Source organism: Flavobacterium buctense, assembly GCF_014486695.1.
GTDB lineage: Bacteria > Bacteroidota > Bacteroidia > Flavobacteriales > Flavobacteriaceae > Flavobacterium > Flavobacterium buctense.
The window spans coordinates 67,104-92,169 of sequence record NZ_JACTAB010000003.1 but is presented as its reverse complement, the minus strand read 5'-3'; the positions used below and the strand labels follow the sequence as shown (position 1 = coordinate 92,169).

The 25,066-nt window shown below is 37.3% G+C and carries 22 protein-coding genes and 1 other RNA gene; 11 read left to right on the top strand and 12 right to left on the bottom strand.

The window, feature by feature from the left end; genetic code table 11:
* Positions 1-6: 6 nt before the first annotated feature.
* Both gyrA and ICG50_RS06225 read left to right on the top strand, forming a co-directional pair.
* Positions 7-2,574: a DNA gyrase subunit A gene (gyrA, locus tag ICG50_RS06230; protein WP_187660051.1), complete on the top strand. Its 2,568-nt coding sequence runs from the start codon at positions 7-9 to the stop codon at positions 2,572-2,574.
* Between the two features lie 16 nt (positions 2,575-2,590).
* Positions 2,591-3,907 carry a tetratricopeptide repeat protein gene (locus ICG50_RS06225; RefSeq protein WP_187660050.1) on the top strand — a complete coding sequence of 439 codons (1,317 nt, stop codon included), beginning with the start codon at positions 2,591-2,593 and terminating at the stop codon, positions 3,905-3,907.
* Between the two features lie 69 nt (positions 3,908-3,976).
* On the opposite strand, the gene lpdA is transcribed toward ICG50_RS06225, so the two are convergent.
* The 3 genes from lpdA to truA all read right to left on the bottom strand — a co-directional run bounded on the left by lpdA (position 3,977) and on the right by truA (position 8,032).
* A complete protein-coding gene (lpdA, locus tag ICG50_RS06220) occupies positions 3,977-5,365 on the bottom strand; it encodes a dihydrolipoyl dehydrogenase (protein ID WP_187660049.1) in 1,389 nt (462 codons plus the stop codon).
* A gap of 173 nt (positions 5,366-5,538) precedes the next feature.
* On the bottom strand, positions 5,539-7,293 hold the full coding sequence (locus tag ICG50_RS06215) for an ABC transporter ATP-binding protein (RefSeq protein ID WP_187660048.1): 1,755 nt from the start codon (positions 7,291-7,293) through the stop codon (positions 5,539-5,541).
* A gap of 1 nt (position 7,294) precedes the next feature.
* Positions 7,295-8,032 carry a tRNA pseudouridine(38-40) synthase TruA gene (truA, locus tag ICG50_RS06210; RefSeq protein WP_187660047.1) on the bottom strand — a complete coding sequence of 246 codons (738 nt, stop codon included), beginning with the start codon at positions 8,030-8,032 and terminating at the stop codon, positions 7,295-7,297.
* A gap of 134 nt (positions 8,033-8,166) precedes the next feature.
* Between truA and ICG50_RS06205 the strand changes: the two genes are divergently transcribed.
* Complete coding sequence (locus ICG50_RS06205; RefSeq protein WP_187660046.1) at positions 8,167-8,661, top strand: metallophosphoesterase family protein; 495 nt, start codon at positions 8,167-8,169, stop codon at positions 8,659-8,661.
* A 342-nt stretch (positions 8,662-9,003) separates the two neighbouring features.
* On the opposite strand, the gene ICG50_RS06200 is transcribed toward ICG50_RS06205, so the two are convergent.
* Positions 9,004-9,414 (bottom strand): DUF4293 family protein, encoded by a 411-nt coding sequence (locus ICG50_RS06200; RefSeq protein ID WP_187660045.1) that lies wholly within the window; start codon positions 9,412-9,414, stop codon positions 9,004-9,006.
* Positions 9,415-9,602: 188 nt separating this feature from the next.
* Here ICG50_RS06200 and rho point away from each other — a divergent pair, with 188 nt between their 5' ends.
* Positions 9,603-11,306, top strand: a complete 1,704-nt coding sequence (gene rho / locus ICG50_RS06195; protein ID WP_187660044.1) for a transcription termination factor Rho — start codon at positions 9,603-9,605, stop codon at positions 11,304-11,306.
* 248 nt (positions 11,307-11,554) lie between these two features.
* Positions 11,555-13,444, top strand: a complete 1,890-nt coding sequence (gene dnaK, locus ICG50_RS06190; RefSeq protein ID WP_187660043.1) for a molecular chaperone DnaK — start codon at positions 11,555-11,557, stop codon at positions 13,442-13,444.
* Positions 13,445-13,498: 54 nt separating this feature from the next.
* Here dnaK and ICG50_RS06185 read toward each other — a convergent pair whose 3' ends face one another.
* Complete coding sequence (locus ICG50_RS06185; protein ID WP_187660042.1) at positions 13,499-14,407, bottom strand: Brp/Blh family beta-carotene 15,15'-dioxygenase; 909 nt, start codon at positions 14,405-14,407, stop codon at positions 13,499-13,501.
* Positions 14,408-14,520: 113 nt separating this feature from the next.
* Here ICG50_RS06185 and ICG50_RS06180 point away from each other — a divergent pair, with 113 nt between their 5' ends.
* Both ICG50_RS06180 and ICG50_RS06175 read left to right on the top strand, forming a co-directional pair.
* On the top strand, positions 14,521-15,246 hold the full coding sequence (locus tag ICG50_RS06180) for a bacteriorhodopsin-like (RefSeq protein ID WP_187660041.1): 726 nt from the start codon (positions 14,521-14,523) through the stop codon (positions 15,244-15,246).
* Positions 15,247-15,367: 121 nt separating this feature from the next.
* On the top strand, positions 15,368-15,955 hold the full coding sequence (locus ICG50_RS06175; RefSeq protein ID WP_187660040.1) for a hypothetical protein: 588 nt from the start codon (positions 15,368-15,370) through the stop codon (positions 15,953-15,955).
* Between the two features lie 70 nt (positions 15,956-16,025).
* On the opposite strand, the gene ICG50_RS06170 is transcribed toward ICG50_RS06175, so the two are convergent.
* Together ICG50_RS06170 and ICG50_RS06165 are read right to left on the bottom strand one after the other, a co-directional pair.
* Positions 16,026-16,715, bottom strand: a complete 690-nt coding sequence (locus tag ICG50_RS06170; protein ID WP_187660039.1) for a carboxypeptidase-like regulatory domain-containing protein — start codon at positions 16,713-16,715, stop codon at positions 16,026-16,028.
* Between the two features lie 131 nt (positions 16,716-16,846).
* The gene (locus tag ICG50_RS06165; RefSeq protein WP_187660038.1) at positions 16,847-17,896 is read right to left on the bottom strand and encodes a glutaminyl-peptide cyclotransferase; all 1,050 of its coding nucleotides are present in this window, start codon (positions 17,894-17,896) and stop codon (positions 16,847-16,849) included.
* A gap of 85 nt (positions 17,897-17,981) precedes the next feature.
* On the opposite strand from ICG50_RS06165, the gene ffs reads away from it, so the two are divergent.
* From ffs to fsa, 4 genes are all read left to right on the top strand, one after another.
* An RNA gene (gene ffs / locus ICG50_RS06160) (signal recognition particle sRNA small type) lies at positions 17,982-18,079 on the top strand.
* A 62-nt stretch (positions 18,080-18,141) separates the two neighbouring features.
* On the top strand, positions 18,142-19,140 hold the full coding sequence (locus tag ICG50_RS06155) for an enolase C-terminal domain-like protein (RefSeq protein WP_187660037.1): 999 nt from the start codon (positions 18,142-18,144) through the stop codon (positions 19,138-19,140).
* A 149-nt stretch (positions 19,141-19,289) separates the two neighbouring features.
* Positions 19,290-20,093 carry an SDR family oxidoreductase gene (locus ICG50_RS06150; RefSeq protein WP_187660036.1) on the top strand — a complete coding sequence of 268 codons (804 nt, stop codon included), beginning with the start codon at positions 19,290-19,292 and terminating at the stop codon, positions 20,091-20,093.
* Between the two features lie 159 nt (positions 20,094-20,252).
* On the top strand, positions 20,253-20,909 hold the full coding sequence (gene fsa, locus ICG50_RS06145; protein WP_187660035.1) for a fructose-6-phosphate aldolase: 657 nt from the start codon (positions 20,253-20,255) through the stop codon (positions 20,907-20,909).
* A gap of 94 nt (positions 20,910-21,003) precedes the next feature.
* On the opposite strand, the gene ICG50_RS06140 is transcribed toward fsa, so the two are convergent.
* The 5 genes from ICG50_RS06140 to ICG50_RS06120 form a co-directional block, all read right to left on the bottom strand.
* Positions 21,004-22,413, bottom strand: coding sequence for a TlpA family protein disulfide reductase (locus ICG50_RS06140; protein WP_187660034.1), 1,410 nt, complete (start codon positions 22,411-22,413; stop codon positions 21,004-21,006).
* Between the two features lie 66 nt (positions 22,414-22,479).
* A complete protein-coding gene (locus ICG50_RS06135) occupies positions 22,480-22,671 on the bottom strand; it encodes a hypothetical protein (protein ID WP_187660033.1) in 192 nt (63 codons plus the stop codon).
* 26 nt (positions 22,672-22,697) lie between these two features.
* A complete protein-coding gene (locus ICG50_RS06130) occupies positions 22,698-22,910 on the bottom strand; it encodes a hypothetical protein (protein WP_187660032.1) in 213 nt (70 codons plus the stop codon).
* A gap of 2 nt (positions 22,911-22,912) precedes the next feature.
* Positions 22,913-24,301, bottom strand: a complete 1,389-nt coding sequence (locus tag ICG50_RS06125; RefSeq protein ID WP_187660031.1) for a radical SAM protein — start codon at positions 24,299-24,301, stop codon at positions 22,913-22,915.
* Positions 24,291-25,028 carry a prolipoprotein diacylglyceryl transferase gene (locus ICG50_RS06120; RefSeq protein WP_187660030.1) on the bottom strand — a complete coding sequence of 246 codons (738 nt, stop codon included), beginning with the start codon at positions 25,026-25,028 and terminating at the stop codon, positions 24,291-24,293. The genes ICG50_RS06125 and ICG50_RS06120 overlap by 11 nt, the downstream gene beginning before the upstream one ends.
* Positions 25,029-25,066 lie beyond the last annotated feature (38 nt).

Below are 25,066 nucleotides of genomic sequence, written 5' to 3'. Positions count from 1 at the left end.
TAAAATATGTCTGACGGAGAAAAGTTAATTCCTATTAACATCGAAGATGAAATGAAATCAGCTTACATCGATTATTCGATGTCTGTAATTGTCTCAAGAGCGCTACCTGACGTGCGTGACGGTTTAAAACCGGTACACCGAAGAGTGTTATATGGAATGTATGATTTAGGCGTTTTTTCAAACAGAGCGCACAAAAAATCCGCAAGAATTGTTGGAGAAGTTTTGGGTAAATATCACCCGCACGGCGATACTTCTGTTTATGACGCCATGGTTCGTATGGCACAGGAATGGAGTTTACGTTATTTATTAATTGACGGTCAAGGTAACTTCGGTTCTGTCGATGGCGATAGTCCGGCAGCGATGCGTTACACTGAGGCCAGAATGAAAAAAATGTCAGAGGACATTATGGCAGATATCGACAAAGAGACAGTGGATTTCCAATTGAACTTTGACGATACGTTGTATGAGCCAAAAGTAATGCCTACCAGAGTGCCGAATTTATTGATAAATGGTGCATCGGGAATTGCCGTTGGTATGGCCACCAACATGCCACCCCATAACTTAACAGAAGTAGTTGACGGTACTTTAGCGTACATCGACAATAATGATATAGAGATTGACGAATTAATCACGCACATCAAAGCTCCTGATTTTCCAACAGGAGGTGTGATTTATGGATATGAAGGTGTTCGTGAAGCTTTCAAAACTGGTCGTGGTCGAATTGTGATTCGTGCTAAAGTAAGCTTTGAAGAATCCAACGGAAGAGAAGCTATTATTGTTTCTGAAATTCCATACCAAGTCAACAAGGCAGAAATGATTAAGAAAACTGCCGATTTGATCAATGAAAAGAAAATCGAAGGTATTTCCAATATTCGTGACGAATCAGATAGAAACGGAATGCGTATCGTTTATGAATTGAAACGGGATGCAGTTCCAAATGTGGTTTTGAATACTCTTTATAAATTTACCGCATTACAATCTTCTTTCAGTGTTAACAACATTGCGTTGGTAAACGGAAGACCACAAATGTTGAACGTAAAAGATTTGATTCACTATTTCGTAGAACACCGTCACGATGTTGTCGTTAGAAGAACCCAATTCGAATTGCGCAAAGCAGAAGAAAGAGCCCACATTTTAGAAGGTTTAATCATTGCGTCGGATAATATTGATGAAGTAATTGCCTTAATCCGTTCGTCAAAAGACGGCGATGAAGCTAGAACCAAATTGATTGAGCGTTTTACGTTATCCGAAATCCAAGCCCGTGCTATTGTTGAAATGCGTTTGCGTCAATTAACCGGTCTAGAACAAGACAAGTTAAGAGCGGAATACGAAGAAATCATGAAGTTGATTCAGCACTTGAAAGATTTATTAGCAAGTAAAGAATTGAGAATGCAATTGATTAAAGACGAACTAATCGAAATCAGAGATAAATATGGAGACGAACGTCGTTCAACCATTGAATACAGCGGTGGTGATGTAAGTATCGAAGATTTGATTGCCGATGAAAATGTAGTAATCACAATTTCGCATGCGGGTTATATCAAACGTACCAATTTATCAGAATACAAAACGCAAAATAGAGGTGGCGTTGGCCAAAAAAGCGCCGGTACTCGTGACCAAGATTTCTTAGAGCATTTATTCGTAGCTACGAATCACCAATATTTATTGTTCTTTACCCAAAAAGGAAAATGTTTCTGGATGCGCGTATACGAAATTCCGGAAGGCAGTAAAACAAGCAAAGGTCGTGCGATTCAAAACTTAATCAACATCGAAAGTGATGATAAAGTAAAAGCCTTCATTTGTACACAAGATTTAAAAGATGAAGAATACATCAATAGTCATTATGTAATCATGGCGACCAAGCAAGGTCAGGTGAAGAAAACGCCATTGGAACAATACTCACGTCCGCGTCAAAATGGGATCAATGCGATTACCATTAGAGAAGACGATGAATTATTAGAAGCCAAATTAACCAACGGAGAAAGCCAAGTGTTAGTAGCTGTGAAATCCGGAAAGTTGGTTCGTTTCGAAGAAGAAAAAACCCGTCCAATGGGAAGAACAGCTTCCGGAGTACGTGGAATTACTTTAGCGGATGATAAAGACGAAGTGATTGGTATGGTTTCTGTTAATAAGGATGATATCAATGATACACAGTTATTAGTCGTTACCGAAAACGGTTACGGAAAAAGAACCAAATTGGTAGATGAAGACGGAGAAGATGTTTACCGCATTACCAACAGAGGTGGAAAAGGGGTAAAAACTTTGAATATCACTGAAAAAACTGGTGCGTTGATTTCGATTAATGCCGTAACGGATGAAGACGATTTGATGATTATCAACAAATCGGGATTAACCATTCGTATGGAAGTGTCTGATTTGAGAGTAATGGGAAGAGCTACACAAGGAGTTCGTTTAATTAATATCAAAGGAAATGACTCAATTGCAGCGGTAACCAAAGTAATGAAAGAAGATGAAGTGGAAGAAGTAGAAGGTGAAATTGTTGACGGTGTTGATGCCGATGAAATGAATGACGCTGAAACTTCTGAAGACACGACTGAAGAAACACAAGAATAATTTAAAATAATACCACATGAAAATTAAACACATTGTATTGGCTTCAACAATACTAGTTTCTGTTTCAACTTTTGCTCAAAAAGACGAGCTGAAAGTTTTGAAGAAAATTTACACCAAAGAAGCACCTAAGCCTGCTGATGTTGTAGAGTATAAAACGAATTTAGCTAAACTAGAAGGTGTTGCAACCGAAGAAGGTGATAAAGTTTCAGCCGGATTTTATAAAGCGATGTTGCCTCTTATAGAGATTATGTCATTCGGACCAACCGTTACAGAAGCTCAAAAAGCGCAAGTAGTGAGTGCCAAAACGGTTGTTGCTATTGAAAAAGGACTGAATGGTACCTTAGAATATGAGAAAAAGACCGGTAAAAAAGTCTATACTGATGATATTTTGAAAAAAGTAGAATTGTATAAATCGGATATAATCAATTTGGCGATTGCTTTGGGTCAACAACAAAAATTCCAAGAAGCTTCGGATGTGTTGTATTCTTTGTACCTACTAGATAAAAAAGATCAAGATAAGTTGTTTTATGCCGCAAGCTATGCCATTAATGCTACTAACTATGACAAGGCTCTTCAATATTACAACGAATTAAAAGAACTTAATTATACCGGTGAAGGGACACTTTATTATGCAGTAAACAATAGTTCTAAGGAAGAAGAAAACTTTGGAAACAATAAAAGTCTCCGTGATATTTCTGTAAACACTACAAAAACACATTCAAAGCCAAGAGATGAGAAATCACCATCTAAACGTGGAGAAATTTTTAAAAATATCGCTTTAATCTTGGTGCAAAAAGGCAAAGTGGAAGAAGCTAAAGCAGCAGTTCAAGAAGCACGTCAGGCCAATCCTGAGGATACTTCGTTGATTTTAACGGAAGCCGATTTGTATTTAAAAATGAATGATTTTGTAACCTATTCAAAATTGGCCAACGAAGCACTTGCCAAGGATCCAAATAACGAAGACTTAGTGTTTAATTTAGGGGTAATTAGTGCCAATGCTAAAAATTTAGAGGAAGCTGAAAAGCATTACAAAAGAGCTATAGAAATCAACCCTAACTATTTTAATGCCTACATAAATTTAGCCGAATTAAGATTAAGAGCTGACGAAAAATGGGTAAGTGAATTAAACAAATTAGGTACTTCAGAAAAAGACAATAAGCGTTATGAAGTGATTAAAAAGTTAAGAGAAGATAACTTCAGAGTAATTCTACCTTATCTTGAAAAAGCAGTAGAGTTAGAGCCAACCAATGACCCGGCCAAAAGAACATTATTAAGTGTTTATAATGCTTTAGAGATGACCGATAAGTATAAAGCTTTGAAAGCTAAATTGTAATCTTACAATTTAATGCTATAAAAAAACCATCCAAATCGGATGGTTTTTTTATTTATGTAAGTTCTGATTTTATAAATGAATCACTTCTCCGTACGCATCAGCAACCGCTTCCATCACCGCTTCACTCATCGTTGGGTGAGGATGAACCGCTTTTAAGATTTCATGTCCTGTAGTTTCTAATTTACGAGCTACAACGGCTTCTGCAATCATATCGGTTACACCGGCGCCAATCATGTGACAGCCTAACCATTCGCCGTATTTGGCATCAAAAATTACTTTCACAAATCCGTCCGGAGTTCCGGCGGCTTTCGCTTTACCTGAAGCTGTGAAAGGAAATTTACCAATTTTCAATTCGTATCCTTTTTCTTTGGCTTGTTTTTCAGTCATACCAACCGAAGCAATTTCCGGCGTAGCATAAGTACAGCCCGGAATGTTTCCGTAATCTAAGGGTTCAACATGTAAACCTTTGATTTTTTCCACACAAAGAATACCTTCAGCAGATGCTACGTGAGCCAAAGCTTGACCCGGAGTAACATCACCAATAGCATAATAACCGGGAACGTTAGTTTGGTAAAAATCGTTTACCAGAATTTTATCTTTATCCGTTTTAATTCCGGTTTCTTCTAAACCTATGTTTTCAATATTGGTTTTGATTCCAACGGCTGAAAGCAAAATATCCGCTTCTAAAACTTCTTCGCCTTTAGCAGTTTTTACAAAAGCTTTTACCCCTTTTCCGGTAGTGTCGATTCTTTCTACTGAAGAATTGGTCATTACCGTGATACCTGATTTTTTCAAAGAACGCTCAAACTGTTTGGAGATGTCTTCGTCTTCCACCGGAACTACATTAGGCATAAATTCTACAATAGTAACTTCTGTTCCCATAGAGTTATAGAAATGAGCAAACTCAACACCAATAGCACCTGAACCCACTACAATCATTTTCTTTGGTTGTGTTGGCAAAGTCATCGCTTGTCTGTAGCCAATTACTTTTACACCATCTTGTGGCAAATTCGGCAATTCTCTCGAACGAGCACCTGTCGCAATGATAATATGGTCTGCTGAATACTCAGTTACTTTTCCGTCTGCTGCCGTTACCGCAACTTTTTTGCCCGGTTTTATTTTACCAAAACCATCGATAACGTCAATTTTATTTTTCTTCATTAAGAATTGAACTCCTTTACTCATGCCATCAGCTACGCCACGAGAACGAGCAATTACGGCATTGAAATCTTTGTCAAATTCTTTTACAGTCAAACCATAATCTGAAGCATGTTTTAGGTAATCAAAAACCTGAGCCGATTTTAATAATGCTTTGGTTGGAATACAACCCCAATTCAAACAAATCCCACCAAGGTTTTCTTTTTCGATTACGGCTACTTTAAAGCCTAATTGTGAGGCGCGGATTGCGGTTACATAACCACCCGGACCACTTCCTAATACAATAATATCGTATTTCATTTTTGTATGTGTTTATTTTTCATTGGTACAAAAATGCAGTCGCTAACGCTCGTGTCATTTTGTTCGTGTTAATTTAATATTTGTACAAAATGCATTCGGCAAAGCCTCGTGTCATTTCTGTAAATTTTCTTTGATTATTTGTGAGTGCGAATTTAAGGATTTATTTTGAAAATTTAGCTTTCTACGGCAAACTGTGAATCGTATAAATTTTTATAATATCCTTTTTCTTTGGTAACCAATTCTTGGTGTGTGCCTTCTTCTACAATTTGACCTTTATCCATCACAATGATTTTATCGGCATTCATAATAGTAGCCAATCGGTGTGCGATGATAATTGAAGTTCTGCCTTGTGTGATTCGTTCGGTCGCTTTTTGAATTAACTCTTCGCTGTAAGTATCAATAGAAGACGTAGCTTCATCTAAAATCAAAATACTCGGATTACTCACATAAGCCCGAAGGAATGCAATCAATTGGCGTTGGCCGGAAGACAACATCACGCCACGTTCTTTAACATCACAATCATAAGCGCCGGGAAGCGTTTTAATGAATTTGTGGACCCCAATTTTCTTAGCGGCTTCAATTACTTCTTCCCGAGAAATAGTAGGATTGTTCAGCGTAATATTGTTGTGAATAGTATCGGCAAATAGGAAAACATCTTGTAAAACAATGGCAATTTGTTGGCGCAAGCTTTCCAATTGGAAGTCATTAATATTTTGGTCATCGACATAAATAGTTCCCGAATTGATTTCGTAAAAACGATTTAGTAAATTGATAATAGTAGATTTTCCGGCACCGGTGGCTCCAACGATAGCGATGGTTTCTCCGGCTTTTACATTGAGATTGATGCCTTTTAGCACTTCTTCTTTATCATTGTAACCGAAACGAACATTTTCAAAACGGATATTGCCTTTAAAATGACTGGCTACGAGGGTTCCGTCTTCTTGAACATCTTTATCAGTATCCAAAATATCAAAAACACGATTGGCAGCAATCATGCCCATTTGCATCTCGTTGAACTTATCCGCAATTTGACGCAAAGGGTTGAACAACATGCCGATAAACATCGTGTAAGAAAACAAATCGCCAAACGTGGTAAACTTATCACCATCTAAAATATGAAAACCGCCATAAAGTACCACTGCACCTAACGTTAGCGACGAAATGATATCGGCTATAGGAAAGAAGATGGAGTTGTATAAAATGGTTTTAATCCAAGCTTTGTTGTGTTTTTGATTAATCTCTTTGAACTTTTCATATTCAATTGCTTCTCTATTAAAAAGTTGCACGATTTTCATGCCGGTAACCCGTTCTTGTACAAACGTATTCATATTGGCTACTTGATTGCGAACTTCTTCAAAAGCTACTTGCATTTTTCGCTGAAAAATTCGGGTAATATAAACTAAAACAGGCATCGCCAAAATCACTATCCAAGTTAGTCGCCAGTTCATATAAAACATAAAAATCAACACCACTATCATTTTCAACAAGTCACTGATAATCATAAACAATCCTTGACTGAAAATACGAGCAATTTGTTCGATATCAGAAACAGAACGAGTAACCAATTGCCCAACCGGTGCATGGTCAAAATAGTTCATTCTGAAACTGAGCATGTGCTTGAACAACTTGGTTCGAATGTCTTTGATGATGTCTTGTCCCAACCAGTTAGCCCAATACACAAAATAAAATTGGGATAAGGTTTCTAAAATCAACACTATGCCCATGATGGTCACATAAAATAATAGTCCGTGTTCGTCTTTAGGTTCGATATAACTATCAACGGTTTGTTTTAACAAATAAGGACGAAGCGCCGCAAAGACCGAAAGCAAAACAGCAAACATAACCACGCCATAATACCTTGCCTTATAAGGTTTGGTATATTTTAAAATGCGTTTGAATAAATGGGTATCGAATGCTTTTGCTTGCATATTATTTTATATAGTCGTAGTCAATTTGGGTTAAATATAAACCGTGCGCCGGAACGGAAAATCCTGCTTGACCGCGGTCTTTGCTTTCAATTATTTTCTCAAAATCGACAAAGGTAATTTTACCCAAACCAATATTAATCATGGTTCCAACGATGGCGCGAACCATATTGCGTAAAAATCGATCGGCTGAAATGGTAAAAACCAGTTGGTTTCCTTTTTGTTGCCAATGGGCCTCAAAAATAACACAATTAAATGTTCTTACATCAGTTTTGGTTTTAGAAAAACATTCAAAATCATTATGCTTGAAAAGAATTTGACAGGCTTCGTTCATTTTATCGATATCCAAAGGCAATTGGTGCAACCAACTACCGTCGTTTTCAAAAGCATCTTTAAAGGTATGAATGTGGTATTGATAAGTTCTTTTAGTGGCATCAAATCGGGCATGGGCATCATCGTGTACTTTTAGAATATTAAAAACGACAATGTCTTTGGGTAAAAAAGAATTGAGTTTGTGGACTATGATTTTACTGTCGATTTCAGTCTCATAGTCAAAATGTGCATACATTTTTTTGGCATGAACACCGGTATCGGTTCGGCCGGCACCAACAATGTCAATCTCTTTTTTTAGTATAACAGATAAAGCTTTATTGAGTGTTTCTTGCACGGAACTCGCATCGGGTTGGTATTGCCAGCCGTGGTAATGGGTTCCTTTGTATGCTAATTCGATAAAATATCTCAATGTTAAAGTTCCTAGATTTATGAGGCGTAAAGGTACAAAGGATTTTAAATTGGATGTTTAAAGTTTTCATAATTTCGTTGATTATATTTGTAACCTCAGAACCTTAGACTCTGAGAACCTTAGTACCTTTTATCTTGAAAAAAATCCTCTTGCTTTCCGATACGCACAGTCATCTTGATGAAACTATTTTAAAATACGTTCACCAAGCCGATGAAGTCTGGCATGCCGGTGACATTGGCGATTTGAAAGTGACCGATGCGATTAAAGCGATAAAACCGTTGCGAGGCGTTTATGGCAACATAGACGATGATAAAGCCCGAATGGAGTTTCCGTTAAACAATCGGTTTTTCTGCGAAGGCGTTGAGGTTTGGATTACGCACATTGGTGGTTATCCCGGAAAATACAATCAAGCGATTCGAAGTGAAATTGAAAAAAATCCACCCAAACTATTCATTTGCGGACATTCCCATATTTTGAAAGTCCAGTTTGATAAAAAACTAAATTTGTTGCACATGAATCCGGGCGCATGCGGCATTTATGGTTTTCATCAAGTTAGAACGATGTTGCGATTCGAAATAGACGGCGAGAAGATTCAAGGCTTGGAAATTATTGAGATAGGGAAGAAGTAATATTCTATTTTCAGAAATAAGTTAACAGTCGCAGTTTTCATTTAATAGTATTGAGTAAGGAGTTTACTGTTTAGGATTTCCAGTTGATTTTTGCTATTACCATTGTCATTGTCATTGATATTGTCATTACTATTACCATTTCTAGCCCCGATTCCTTCGGCAGTCGCTTCGCTCGTGTGCAGAGAAAATCCTTTTTTATTGTTTTTGAAAAATCATTCAATTACGCTCAGTGTTGTAAAACAATAAAAAAGATTGCAACGGAAAGCGGGAATAGCTTCAAATAAAAAACCCGAATCCAAGGAAACGGGTTTTTCGCAGCACTAAAAAACTAAGTTTATAGGTTTATCGCAATCGATCCACAGATTTTACGAGATCTTCATCCTTTTTGATGGCTTTGTTGGCCAAAACCAAAAGTACGATAGAAAAAATAGGTAAGAACATCCCAATACCCTTCTCAGAAACGGTTGCCGCTTCTCCGGATAGATTTAGTGTTCGATACACAAATAATCCTAATAAAATTAAATTCAATATGATATTCAATCTGCCCATGACAAATTGTTGTTGTCTTTTTGCGTGTGATAAAATGCTCAATAATGACAGCGTACTACTTAATCCGAATAGCGCAGTGTAAGCAATATCCATCATAAAATAGAATGATTTACCCGATGCATCTTTCCATAAAGGAAATACAAAAGGCAAAACTCCTGTTACAATCAGGCAAGCTATCAAATAATAAGTCTGTATTCTAAACATAAATCTTAAAAAATGTTGCACAAAAATATAGTTTCTTTTTAAAAAATACTATTGCACGGTAAATTTTTATTTGTATTATTGCATAACAATTCCGCAAGTACTTCATCTTCGGACTTTTCTATACCAATTTTTTCTACCCAACATTTGTAGTATTTTCCAAAGAACAAATTTAAATCAAAACAATATTGATGTTTGATATTTCCGCCTTAAAAGAAATGAAGCTTTCTGAGCTTCAAGATATTGCCAAGTTGGCAAAAACCATTAAAGTTACCGGTGCCAAAAAAGATACGCTTATTGCGCAAATTTTGGAACACCAAAACAATACCGTTGCCGAAGAGAAACCTAAAGTTACTCCGGAAAAAGTCCAGGACAACAAGGGAAAAAGAGCCCGAATTACACCCGAAGCAAAAAAAGCGCCGGAAACCAATCAAAGTGATTTGTTTGCCCATGAAGAACCGCTAGCAGTGGTAGCCGAAGAAAAACCGGCTTTTGAAAATAAAAACCCTAAGTTTAAAAAACCTTTCGATAAAAAGAAGAACAACAATGCTCCAATAGCTTCACAACAACCAACCGATAGTGAAGTAGAAGCAGAAGAAAAGCAACCGGCTCTTGAAGAAGCGGATGCTAATCCCAACCAAAATAATGACGGTAACCGTCAACATAAGCCTAAAAATCCGAACCAAAATCAAAACGGAAATGGCAATGGTAATGCCAACAATAACAATCCAAACTTTAAAGGTAAAAAACACCCTAATTTCCGCGATTCAGACTATGAATTTGACGGTATTATTGAAAGCGAAGGTGTTTTAGAAATGATGCCCGATGGCTATGGTTTCTTGCGCTCTTCCGATTATAACTATTTAGCTTCTCCGGATGATATTTATTTATCGACTTCACAAATCAGATTATTCGGTTTGAAAACCGGTGATACCGTAAAAGGAGTCGTGCGTCCGCCAAAAGAAGGAGAGAAATTCTTTCCATTGGTTAGGGTTTTAAAAATTAACGGACATGACCCGCAAGTAGTACGTGACCGAGTTTCATTCGAACATTTAACCCCAATTTTCCCAAAAGAAAAATTCAACATAGCCGACAAACAAGCCAGTGTTTCTACCCGAGTAATCGATTTGTTTTCGCCAATAGGTAAAGGGCAACGTGGTATGATTGTGGCGCAACCCAAAACGGGTAAGACGATGTTGTTAAAAGACATCGCCAATGCCATTGCCGCCAATCATCCTGAAGTTTATTTGATAGTTTTACTAATCGACGAAAGACCTGAAGAGGTTACCGATATGCAACGCAGTGTGCGTGGTGAAGTTATTGCTTCCACTTTCGATAGAGAACCAATGGAACACGTAAAAATCGCCAATATCGTTTTAGAGAAAGCCAAGCGTTTGGTTGAATGTGGTCACGATGTGGTGATTTTGTTGGATTCGATTACACGTTTGGCGAGAGCTTACAATACGGTTCAACCGGCATCCGGTAAAGTATTGTCAGGTGGTGTTGATGCGAATGCTTTGCAAAAACCAAAACGTTTCTTCGGTGCGGCTCGTAATGTAGAAAACGGAGGTTCTTTGAGTATTATTGCCACGGCTTTAACCGAAACCGGTTCTAAAATGGACGAAGTAATCTTCGAAGAATTTAAAGGAACGGGTAATATGGAGTTGCAATTAGACAGAAAAATTGCCAACCGCAGAATTTTCCCGGCTATCGATTTGACTTCGTCAAGTACGCGTCGTGATGATTTGTTATTAGACGAAAAAACACTCCAAAGAATGTGGATTCTCCGTAAGTTCTTAGCCGATATGAATCCGGTAGAAGCGATGGATACTATCAATGATAAGATCAAGAAAACTCGAAACAACGATGAGTTCCTCATTTCGATGAACGATTAGATATTGAATCCCAGCTTAACGGTTGGGATTTTTTGTTTCCTATGAATTCCCTTAATCCATGACTTCGTACTTCCCACTGCTAACTTCGTACTCAAAATGTCATCTTGTCAGCCTAATTTATCCAAAACTGACAATTTATTCCCAATGTCCGCTTGGCACAATAGTTGTCATTCTCGAAACCGTACAACACAAAGTACTATTCACTCGTAGAGGAATAATCAAAAATAAATTAAAAGGAGAAAATAAAAATGGGAAAAATTATTGGTATCGACTTAGGTACAACCAACTCTTGTGTGGCCGTTATGGAAGGTGGAGAACCAGTTGTAATTGCTAACGCAGAAGGTAAGAGAACAACGCCATCTGTAATTGCTTTTGTAGAAGGTGGAGAAATTAAGGTAGGTGATCCTGCGAAAAGACAAGCGGTGACAAACCCAACAAAAACCATAGCGTCAATCAAACGTTTTATGGGGAACAAGTACACAGAAAGTGCTAAAGAAGCATCAACTGTTGCTTACAAAGTAGTAAAAGGAGATAACGACACACCACGTGTTGATATCGACGGCAGACTTTACACGCCACAAGAATTGTCAGCCATGACACTTCAAAAAATGAAAAAAACAGCCGAAGATTATTTAGGTTATACGGTTACTGAAGCTGTTATTACTGTTCCGGCCTACTTTAACGATGCACAACGTCAGGCCACTAAAGAAGCCGGAGAAATTGCAGGTTTAAAAGTAATGCGTATCATCAATGAGCCAACTGCTGCGGCATTAGCTTACGGATTAGACAAAGCCGGGAAAGATCAAAAAATTGCCGTTTACGATTTAGGTGGAGGAACTTTTGATATCTCCGTACTTGAATTAGGTGACGGCGTTTTCGAAGTATTGTCTACAAATGGTGATACACACCTTGGTGGAGATGACTTTGACCAAGTAATCATTGATTGGATGGCCAACGAATTCAATGCTGAAGAAGGCGTTGATTTGCGTAAAGATCCAATGGCATTGCAACGTTTAAAAGAAGCCGCTGAAAAAGCAAAAATCGAGTTGTCGTCTTCGACACAAACCGAAATCAACTTGCCATACGTTACAGCAACAGCTTCAGGTCCGAAACACTTAGTGAAAACGTTAACGCGTGCTAAGTTCGAGCAATTGGCTGAAAGCTTAGTAAAACGTTCTATGGAACCGGTAATTAAAGCTTTGAAAGATGCTGGTTTATCCACTTCTGATATCGACGAAGTAATTTTGGTAGGTGGTTCTACAAGAATCCCTGTAATCCAAGAGCAAGTAGAGAAATTCTTTGGTAAAAAACCATCAAAAGGGGTAAATCCTGATGAAGTAGTTGCCATTGGTGCTGCTATTCAAGGTGGTGTTTTAACCGGTGATGTAAAAGATGTATTGTTATTAGACGTTACGCCTTTGTCTTTAGGAATTGAAACTATGGGTAATGTAATGACTAAATTAATCGAGTCAAATACAACGATTCCAACCAAAAAATCACAAGTTTTCTCCACTGCGGTTGACAACCAACCTAGTGTTGAAATCCACGTGATTCAAGGGGAAAGAACTATGGCTGCTGACAATAAAACGATTGGTCGTTTCCACTTAGACGGCATTCCACCGGCACCAAGAGGTGTTCCGCAAATTGAAGTAACTTTCGACATCGATGCCAATGGTATCATCAAAGTTTCGGCTACGGATAAAGGAACTGGTAAGTCTCATGATATTCGTATCGAAGCGTCTTCAGGATTGACTCCGGAAGAAATCGAAAGAATGAAAAAGGATGCCGAATTGAACGCAGAAAGCGATAGATTGGCCAAAGAAAAAGCAGATAAATTAAACGAAGCAGACGGAATGATTTTCCAAACGGAGAAACAATTAACCGAATTTGGTGATAAATTATCAGAAGGGAATAAAACTGCTATTCAATCCGCTTTAGACGAATTGAAAGTAGCTTTCGAATCCAAAGATGTGGCTACGATTCAACCGGCTTTAGACAAAATCAACGAAGCATGGAAAAATGCTTCTGAGGAAATGTACAAAGCGCAAGGAGAAGGCGGTCAAGCACAAGAAGCACAGCCACAAGCGGAAGCTCAAGGAGATAACACTCAAGATGTAGAATTCGAAGAAGTGAAATAACTTTTAGAAATAAGCATGCCAATAGAAGAGTCGGATATTAGTCCGACTCTTTTTTTATTTTATATCTTCTGAATTGTTTTTATTGATGTTTTGCATTTTCATTATGACCAAGGCATGCGGAAAGGTTATTGCGGCCAAAAAAGAAAAGAACAAGGCTTTGAAGATTTCTTGGTCCTTAAATAATAGGTAAAGAAATAAAATGCCAATTAAGGATAGAAACCAGTATACAAAGGCCGCTTTAAAATACCGCACAAAGTTTTTTATCGAATAATTTCCATACAAAAAACATATTTGTTCTTTAATAGAGGGTAAGCTATGCCAAACAATAAAGTAAATGGCGAAAGCCCAAATCAAATTTGCATTTCTGAATATAATACCAAATAAGATTAAATAGACAATGTTTACCATTATTTCCTTGCTGAAACTTGGATTTTTTCTGACTAACAAAAATCCGTTTAGAAATAGTAATACTCCAACAAAAATCAAACAGTAGGTAAAGTTTACACTTGTGATTGGAGCATTAATTATTTGTCCAATGATTTTTCTAACTTCCTCTTGATGAAAATTGAAAAGCAGTGAAAGGATAAAAAGACCATAGGTAGTTTGAAAACCAATAATAGTTTTTGAGGTCTCTTCTTTGTTTAAAATATTCCAATGCTGCTCTCCAAAATGATAAGCACTCACAATAAGGAATAATAACAGCGCTATTTTAGGCAGACTGTAGAATAATACAATTCCAAAAAATACAAAGATGATATAGTAAAGCAATATTTTTTTGCCGATACTAGTCGTTTCTCTTTGGTTGATTTTCGAAATTAATAACAAATCATTTGATCCATGTAGTATTCCGAATAAGAAAATTATTATAAATCCTATAGTTTGTTGATATTCAATAGAAAAATATGTGGTTATCCATAATCCAAAAAAACTGATTACTATACCGAAATTGTTAGAATTTGTCATTCCAATAGTTTTTTATTTTGTTTAAAGTTAAATAAAAAAGGTTAAACACAATTATTTATTTTGTTTAAAGTTTTTTCAATTTTATTGAACAAATAATTCTAAAACATTTAATTATGACAAATTTATTATTTTCTACTTTGCTCATTGCGAAAATGTTACCGACAGACTATGTTGGTTTTACTTTTTTTATCGGTTGTATGGCCATGATGGCTGCATCAGCATTTTTCTTTTTGTCCCTTAGCCAATTTGATAAAAAATGGCGTGTTTCAGTTTTAGTTTCAGGTTTAATTACTTTCATTGCAGCTGTTCATTATTTCTACATGAGAGATTATTGGGCAAGTTTCGGTGAGTCACCAACTTTTTTTCGCTATGTTGATTGGGTTCTAACAGTGCCATTAATGTGTTTAGAGTTTTACTTAATTCTAAAAATTGCCGGAGCTAAGCAATCTTTACTATGGAAAATGATTGTTTATTCTTTGGTAATGTTAGTTACAGGTTATTTCGGAGAAGCCGTTGATCCTACAAATGCGTGGTTATGGGGATTAGTATCCGGTATTGCTTACTTCGCCATTGTTTATGAAATTTGGTTAGGTGAAGCTTCTAAATTAGCTAAAACAGCTGGTGGTGAAGTATTAGCGGCTCACAAAATTTTATGCTGGTTTGTATTAGTAGGTTGGGCTATTTATCCATTAGGGTACATGTTAGGTACTGAAGGATGGTATACAGGATTACTTGGAAAAGGTAATGTTGATGTAGCTTACAACATTGCTGATGCTATTAACAAAATCGGATTTGGTTTAGTAATTTACAACCTAGCCGTAAAATCAACTAAAGATTAAATTTTATTAGTTTATTGCCGAAAGCCGTCTTACTGTTAAAGTAAGGCGGCTTTTTTATTTAACAGTCATCGAATCAATTATTTTGTATATTCGATTTCTGTTTAAATTTAATTTGTGTCCAATGAGAAGAATCATTTTAATAGCGATAATCGCTATGTTGAGTGTTAACACTTACAGCCAGAAAAAGAAAGCTCCGGCAAAAAAAACAATTACAACTGCTGCTTCAGGATTAGCCAAAGCGGATAATTTAGTGGCTGAAGTTAAAAAAGGAAATTTCCAAGTGACCATTAACGAAAACGGTAAAGAAAAAGACGCTATGATTGTCAAAGCAGTTGATGCTAATTTTAAACCAGCCAATTGTAAACTGACAGCATTCAACACTGGTGGAACCAAATTATACTTATTGACTTGGACGGAAATCGTGCAAATCAAAACCAAAAATAAAACAGAAGACATTACCAATGTCTATTCGGTGATTTATGAAATTACCAATAAAAAACAGGTGTTCTCCAATTCACAAACCACCAATCATATCACAGAAATTGTTTCTTTAGGCGGAACAGCCGCTACGGAAACACAAGAAAAAATCAGAAGAGACGGCTTTGAATTTATCTTAAATCCCGATGGTACGGTGACTCAAAGGAGTAAAAAGCAGGAAAACAAATTAGTGTACGATGCTACTAAAATGGAATTTGTAGCTAAGAAATAAATAATAAATACCGCAAATTCGCAAATTATAAATTCTTGATTGGTTTATAATTTGCGAATTTTCGGTTTTTTTATCTAAACCAATTACCAATAGAGTGGAAGATGCGACCGAAGAAGGTGCGTTTCTTGATATAAATACCTCCTGTGACAACTTCTCCTAATAGTACTCCGTTGTCTTTAAGTGTAACTTTTAATTTATCCTCGTTGAGTATTTCAATTTCACTGGAGTTGTACCCAACATAAGTAACCACTAAAATATCATTTTTTTTAGCTTTAATAGTAAAGTTTCCATCGAAATCACAGATGGCTTTAACCTCAGTGCCTTTGATGAAAACGTTAGCTCCCGGCAAAGGGCCTATTTGATCACTCACGGTACCGGAAACTTCTATTTCGGTTGGCTTGGTAACCAAGAATTTACCCAAAATCCTTCTGTCCGTTTGCTCCGTTTTTACAGGTTCCTGAGCGGTTACTTCATTCGTTCCAATGCCAATCAAGCTAACGACTGTAGCCGTAGTAGCTAACCAAATGGCGCTTTTTTCATTTGGTTTAACCAAATCACGGTCGAGTTGTGTAGTTAAAAACCGACCACAAAGATTTTGATTTTGCTGAAAAGCATTGACAATTTCACGGTCGCTGGCTTTGGTAAAGTCGTGGACTTTTTTTTGACACGAAGCACAGAATTTTCCTTTTTCAACAGTAGTCATTCCTTCCCAATTTTCGTGGCAAGGTTTTGGAATTGAGATATTGATTTTATTTGTCATAAGGTTGCCTTTTATATGAAAGAGGCAGTTTCAGACAAAAAGGTTGGAAAAGAGAAAAATAAAATACCGCAAATTCGCAAATTATAAATTTTGATTGGTTTATAATTTGCGAATTTGCGGTTTAATTCTATCTATTGATTTATCTTAATTTCAAAAGTCTTGTTCCAATTCTTACCTGTTACGAATAGGGTATTAGTGGTTTTTCGAAAAGCAATTCCGTTTAAAACTTCCGCTTCCGGATTGGTTACTTTCGCTCTCAAAGCAGTCAAATCCAATACTGCTTCCACAGCACCGGTTTGTGGATCAATCACAGCAATGGCGTCTCTTTGCCAAATATTACCGTAGATTTTTCCATTGATCCATTCAATTTCGTTTACACTTTTTATTTTACTGTCATTCGTATAAACGTTAACATAATCCAGGAGCTTTTGAGTTTCCGGATCCATTTTCCATATCTTTTCTGTGCCGTCCGACTGATAAAGGTATTTTCCGTCATTGGTCAAACCCCAACCTTCAATTTTTTTGTCGTACCGAAACGATTTAATCAGTTTTAATGTTTTGGCATCATAAATAAAACCTTCCCCATTTCGCCATGTCAGTTGGTAAATTTTATCCTTAAGTACGGTAATGCCTTCGCCAAAGTATTGCCTGTCTAAATCGGTTTTTTTATACAACTTCCCGGTCTTGTAATCGGTTTTCGCTACATAAGAGGTTCCTTCTCGTCCGGTACTTTCGATTAAAGTATCATTGTAAAATTCATACCCCTGTGTAAACGCATTTGCATCGTGGTCATAAGTAGAAATTACGGTATATTTTAGGAGCTTAGGAGCATTCGCTGCAGCTACTTCAACACGGGTTTGAATGGAAATCGTATCGCCTTCAAAATAAACTAATGCCTTGATGTTTTGGTATCCCAATTTTTTCCCCTTCAAGTCTAAAGCAAGTTTACCATTTCCTTTTACCGAAGATACCCGTTCGTTATTGGCAAAGTAAACTATACTGTCTATCGATTTGTTGTTGTTGTTTAGTAAAGTAAAATCCACTTTGTCCTTGGTACTGTAAAGGGATTTAATTGAACTCTCATCAAAGCTGAAATAGCTTTCTTTGTCACTTTGTTTGTCACCACAACTTACTATGTTTAAGGCTAAAAAAGTGGTTATGAACAGATTATAAACTTTCATTTTTTAGATTTAATTTTTCACTCACAAATATATTTATATTGCTCTTAAATTCTTGTAAAAAAATAAAAAGATTGTATATTTGCACCGGCAAGTCCTACACGACCAGCTCCTACAAAATCCTCCAGGATGGGAACATAGCAAAGGTATGTGGTTGTAGCGGTGCGATGTAGGTCGCTTGCCATTTTTTTTAAAAAGTATCCCGTTCCGAAATTTCGGAATATCGGGATTTTTTATTTTTATACCCTATGGTTTTAAAATGGCAAATAGTAACCTTCAATCTCAAAGAAACCTTTGCCATCGCTTATGGAAATTACACTTTCAGAGAAGCCTTAATCGTAACCTTGCAAAGTCATGGTGAAAATGGGTATGGCGAATGTACTTCGATAGATTATTATGGTATCAATTTAGCGGATTTTGAAATTATCTTAACGAAAGTAAAAGCCCAAATTGAAAGCCAAAAAACCAATCATCCTACCGAATTTTATGCTTTTCTTTTGTCTTTGAATTTACCGAGTTTTCTGCGTTCCGCCTTAGATTGTGCGTATTGGGATTTGTTCGGAAAACTGGAACAGCAAAACTTTTTGGCACTTAATCAAATCCATTACAAGCAATTGCCGGAATCGTCCATTACAATTAGTGTGGATACGGTCGAAAATCAAATTAAAAAGATAAACCAATCGGCTTGGTCTAAATTTAAAGTCAAGTGCCACCATTTCAGCGAAAGCGATATCCATCAATTACTCCAACTCAATAAAAACCTAGCCTTAGATTCCAACGGCAGTTTTACGGCAGAAGAATGTCTTTGGCTCGAGAACAATCAGAAAGTTTCTGAATTCACTTATTTGGAGCAACCCATGAAAACAGGAGTGGAGCAGTATGCTGTTTTACATTCAGACAAATATGCCAATTGGATGGCCGATGAAGATTGCCAAGATGTTTCAGTCCTAAACGATTTGATACTCCATTATAAAAGCATCAATATCAAATTGGTCAAATGCGGCGGATTAACTCCGGCATTGGAAATGATTGTTGCCGCGAGACAATTAAATTTCAACATCATGATAGGCTGCATGACCGAATCAACTATAGGCATTTCAGCCGGAGCGGTTTTAGCACCTTTGTGCGACTATGCCGATTTAGATGGCGCCAATTTAATCGCCAACGACATCGCCAAAGGAAGCCGGATTGTCAATGGTAAAATTCAGTTAAGCGAAAATCATGGTTTAGGAATACAATTAATCTAATTATCTTTATAAGTTTTATATCTAATATTTGAATTTTAATATCTAATATTTAATGAGCAAAGTAGTTTTAATCACCGGCGGTTCTTCGGATTTGAAATTAAAAGTAGGACAGCCAGTGGCTGTCAGGTATAAATCAAATAATAATAGCGATGAGTAAAGTTGTGCTTATTACAGGAGCTTCTTCGGGTATTGGTAAAGCCATAGGCGAGTTTTTATTCCACAAAGGCTTCACGGTTTACGGAACCAGTAGAAACCCCGATAAAATCACCAATTCACTATTTCCTTTAATTGCTTTGGATGTTCGCAATGCCGAAAGCATTAAACATGCCGTTGAAAAAGTAATTGCTGTATCGAAGCGAATTGATGTGGTCATCAACAACGCCGGCGTTGGGATTACCGGACCCTTAGAAGAAATTCCGACTGAAGAAATCAAGAACAATTTCGAAACCAATTTCTTCGGACCATTAGAAGTCATCAAAGCGGTTTTGCCCCAAATGCGCGAACAAAACTCAGGGTTAATTATCAATATCACTTCCATTGCCGGATATATGGGTTTGCCTTATCGAAGCGTGTATTCGGCGTCTAAAGGTGCTTTGGAAATCATCACCGAAGCCATTAGCATGGAAGTAAAATCATTTGGGATAAACGTGGTTAATGTCGCGCCGGGCGATTTTGCGACCAACATTGCTTCCGGAAGATACCACGCGCCGGTTGTTGCCGGTTCGGCGTATGAAATTCCGTATGGCGATACTTTAAAACAAATGGACGAACACGTAGACAGCGGCAGCAATCCTGACGAAATGGCGATGGCAATTTACCAAATCATCAACGACAAGCATCCGAAATTGCATTACAAAGTCGGAGCCTTCATGCAAAAGTTCTCTATCGTTTTAAAACGAATTTTACCGGATAGGGTTTATGAAAAAATGCTGATGAATCACTATAAGCTATAAGGTGCTAAGGCACTAAGGCACTAAGGTACTGAGGTCAAAAGGCACTGAGAAAAAAACCTCAGAACCTTAGCGCCTTAATACCTCAGAACCTAAAAAAAAATATGTACTTTTGCACCACGAATTAAGAAACACAACTTTTTTACACATAAACATTACACTATGAAATTTTTTATCGACACCGCCAACTTAAACGAAATTAGAGAAGCACAAGGACTTGGCGTTCTTGATGGCGTAACTACTAATCCGTCGTTGATGGCTAAAGAAGGCATTACCGGAAAAAACAACATCTTAAAACACTACGTAGACATTTGCAACATCGTTGACGGTGACGTAAGTGCCGAAGTAATCGCAACCGATTATGAAGGGATGGTTAAAGAAGGTGAAGAGTTAGCCGATTTACACGAGCAAATCGTAGTTAAATTACCTATGACCAAAGACGGCGTTAGAGCTTGTAAATATTTCTCTGATAAAGGTGTGAAAACCAATGTAACTTTGGTATTCTCTGCCGGTCAGGCTTTATTGGCGGCGAAAGCGGGAGCGACTTATGTTTCCCCATTCTTAGGAAGATTAGATGATATTTCTACCGATGGTTTGGCTTTGATTCAAGAGATTCGCGATATTTATGACAACTACGCTTTTGAAACACAAATCTTAGCGGCGTCTATTCGTCACACGATGCACGTGGTTAACTGTGCTAAAATTGGTGCCGACGTAATGACCGGACCATTATCGTCTATCACAGGATTGTTAAAACACCCATTGACTGACTTAGGTTTGGCACAGTTCTTAGCCGACTATGCAAAAGGAAATCAATAATTAGTCGCAGACAAATCCAATAAAAAAAGCGTCCCGATTTTCGGGACGCTTTTTTTATATCTAACAATCTAAGAAGTCTAACAATCTAAGAAGTCTATTTCAACTCCTCCTCAAAGTTCAACTCAAATATATTAGTAAACGCATTTTTAATAGCGCCGTTGTGGTCTAAAATCATCGTTCGGTGAATTTTGGTGATGACCCATTTGGCTTTGATGTCTTCAAAATCAGTACAACGATATTCGATGATTTGGTCAAATTTATATTTCTTCAAAACATTTTTCCATTGCTCTTGGGTATCATTGATGTTGATGCCTATAAATTGATAGTCCGGATGGTCTTTTTGAAAGCCTAATATTTTTTTGTGCACGGCTTCTAAATGGGAAAGTGCATTGGATGTCCAAAAGAAAATCACCGTTTTTCGGTTGGCAAAACTTGTCGAGCTAATCTTGTTTCCTTGGCGGTCGATAAGCATTACTTCCGGGAGTTTGCCGCCCGCTTTTAGCAATTGTATCGCATCCCCAATTTTAGTGATTTCGTTTTTCTGACTCTTATCCGTCGATATTTTGTGGTATGTGGCCAAAAACGATTGGTTGTTCACCATGTTTTGGTCTTCTAACAAATACGTGAAGGCGATATTGTTAAGGATGGTATTTTTTACCTTTTCGTTTTTAATCAACGTATCGGCAATGTTCATTTTGTTGATGTTGGTTTTTAAGGCCAAATCCACTTCCGAAAAATGATTGTGGTAATTGATGGCGCCCATATTGTTCAACATGTGTGACAAGTACATCACAAATGGCGAATAGTTGGAAAGCGCCACATTATTGCAATCGATTTTCTTTCTGAAGTCGTAATAGTCTGCCGGAATTTTTTCGTACACATCGTTACCGGTTCTCATTTTGTGAATCATCGGATACAATTCTTTTCGGGAATAGTAAGGAAAGTCTATAGCGGCTTTGGCGTATTCATCAAAGTCATCGCTCCATTTGATTTCTTCTTTTTTGGCGGCATAAAACTTAGTCGCTATTTGATAAGAGGAATCAATGGCTTTGTTGAATTTTTCAATATCGTAATCAAAGGTTTCAAAGATTTTATTTCGGTCCTTCTCATTTTTCAAGTATTGTTCCATGAGAAAGTTGTTTTTTTGATCGCCACGACCACAAAAAACTACCGAGTTGTCAAAATCTCGGGTATTCACTCGCACCATCAAACTGTCGTTCTTGTCAAAGTAAACGTATTGGTACTCCGGTTCGTGTTTAAAAGTGTATAAACCCGGTGCTAACGAATCAAATTGGACAAAGAAACGGTTGTTTTTGTCTAACTTGATGGAATCAATCACTTCATTGTCTTTGCAAAAAAGGACGTATTGACTGTTGGGATTTACTATTTCTCCTCCAAAATAAGCCACATAATCACTCCCTTTAAATTCGTTTTTACACGAACTCAGAAGCGTAAGTAAAGGGAATAGTAAAGCAAAAACTTTTAAATTTCTGTAGCTGTGCATTGTAAAGAAACTAGTAAACAAAAATATTCAGATGATTTGGATAATTCTGTTAATCTATCGTTAAAGTTAAATGCCTCCGGATTCAAGCAAAGCTGTACAACTTCCAAATCCGATAATAATAATGATGACAGAGTAGGTAAGGAGTTTTATTCCGAATGCTTTATCTTCTTTATCAAACAGTACTTTGTACAATCCGATTAAAAAAGCAATAGCACTTATGAATATTGCAACGACGAGTATTAATAATAAAACTAGCATCTTTTATAACAATTAGTTATTCTTAATTAAATACCGCCCGGACGAATATTAGCCATACAAGTCCCGAAACCTATAATAAAAGCAATTACAGAACCAATAATCAACTTAATTCCAAATTTTCGGGTATCTTTTGAAACGGCAACTAAGATTATACCGATAACAAACACAATAGGACTTACAAATAATAAAAATAGAATTACCGAACTTAATAAATCCGACATCAAAAATATATTCCCCATAACTAAAAATTTAATTCTTTTCTGATTTCGTCTATCTTATTGTCTCGGTAAAACAAGTTCATCGTTTCAAACGGGACAATCTTACCTCTTTTGTCTACGATATGAACACAAGATTTTTTAACCGCTCTCACATCAAAATCATGCGCATCCATAAAATTCATGATAATAATACGAAAAAGATTTTCATAATGTAAACTGTCCGATTTCACCCGAGGCAAACAACACATCAATTCGCCGAATTCTTCTTCGGCACAATCAACCGAAATACCGGTGCTGAACAAGTTGAGCATGTGGTTTTTTAACTTCTCGTCGTTTTCAAAAACAATGGTGTTTTTCGAATTGTTCAACAAATCTTCCGGATTAATCAAATTGGTCATCGGCATGATTTCGCCATCAATCTTTAATGCATAAGCCATACACAAAGCATCGGGATTGCAAGGCACCGGAATCAAATCCTGTGGTGTAAAGATTGGATATTGCTCATAGATTTTCCGACGTACTTCGGTCAAGGTAATTCTGCCTTGATTATCGTCGTAATTGTCGTTTCTTCCGGCTATTTGTGTCGGTTGAAAGGTTACGCCACGCACACATTTTTGTTGCACAGCATACTCTAATATCTTCCCGATTTCATCATCGTTTTCACCTTTTTGAAGCGTAATCACTAATGTTGTCGAAAGGTTAAATTGATTCAAATTGGCAATCGCTTTTTGGCGGACTTCCGTTAAATCTTCGCCGCGGAGTTTCTCTAAAACTTCGGGTTTGAAACTGTCAAACTGCAAATAGATTTCAAAATCGGGCATGTAAGTCGCTAGTTTCTCTACGAAAGAAATGTCTTTAGCTATGCGAATACCGTTAGTATTCAACATCAAATGGCGTATCGGTTTGCTTTTCGCGATGTCTAGAATTTCAAAAAACTGCGGATGCACTGTCGGTTCGCCACCCGAAATTTGAACCACATCGGGTTCGCCTTCATTGTCCACAATAATGTCAAACATCTTTTCGATTTCTTCCAACGTTCGGTGTCGACCGTAATTCGGACCTGAACTCGCATAACACGTTGGGCAAGTCAAATTACATCGGTCGGTGACTTCCACAATTGACAAACAAGAATGTTGCTCATGGTCGGTGCACAAGCCACAGTCGTACGGACAGCCGTAATGCACTTTGGTATTGAACTTCAAAGGCACTTCCGATTGTTTGTTGTAGTTTCTGATTTGGCGATAGTACTCAACATCATCGGCTATCATCACCTTGGTATCGCCGTGGGTTTTGCAGTGTTTGAGCATCCAGACCTTATCGTCTTGAAAGACAATCTTGGCATCAATGGTATGCAAACATTCCGGACAAAGGCTTTTGGTGTAGTCGTAGTATATATAATCTCTATTGGGCATAGCGAACGAGTCTTAAAATGAATTGATAATAATAGGCGAAAAGGAAAAGCGCACTCCACTGAATGGCACTCAAATCTAATAATAAAGGATGATACGGTTTGATAAATTCTACCAAAAAACGATACAAAAAGTAGAGCACCATAAACAACTTGAATCGGTCGCCGTTTTGTAGGTTCTTGTGTTTTATCGTTTGGAATAAAATAAAAAGCAACACCATATAGGCCATTTCATAAAGTGCTACGGGATGCCGGAGCTTGCCGTCGCCCAAATCCATCCCAAAGATAAAACCGGTTTCTATGCCATAAGTGTTTTCGGTAACACCCATGCTAAAACAACCGATTCTGCCTATAAAAACCGCCACAATAATCGGAATAACATAAATATCACCCGAAGCCGTTTTCACGCCTATGATTTTTTTCATCAACTCTACGCCAAACAAGCCGCCCAAAAAGCCACCGGCAACCGTTTTGTTTTGGTAAAACGTTAGCCAGGTTTGGTGCATGATTTCGGCAGGATTTTCCAACAACGCAATCACTCTCGAGCCAATCAATGCGCCGATCATCGCGCCCAGCATAATCCACAGCCGATTGATGTCGGAAATCGGGTCGGCTATACCTTTCTTTAAATAATAGTAAACGCGAACGCCCACAAAAAAAGCAAGGGTCTCAAAGATAATGTGATAATTCACCGCATCGCCAAAAAGATTGAATTGAAAAGGAAAGTTCATCGTTGCGGTTTAATTAGGAGTACAATATAGCAAAAAAA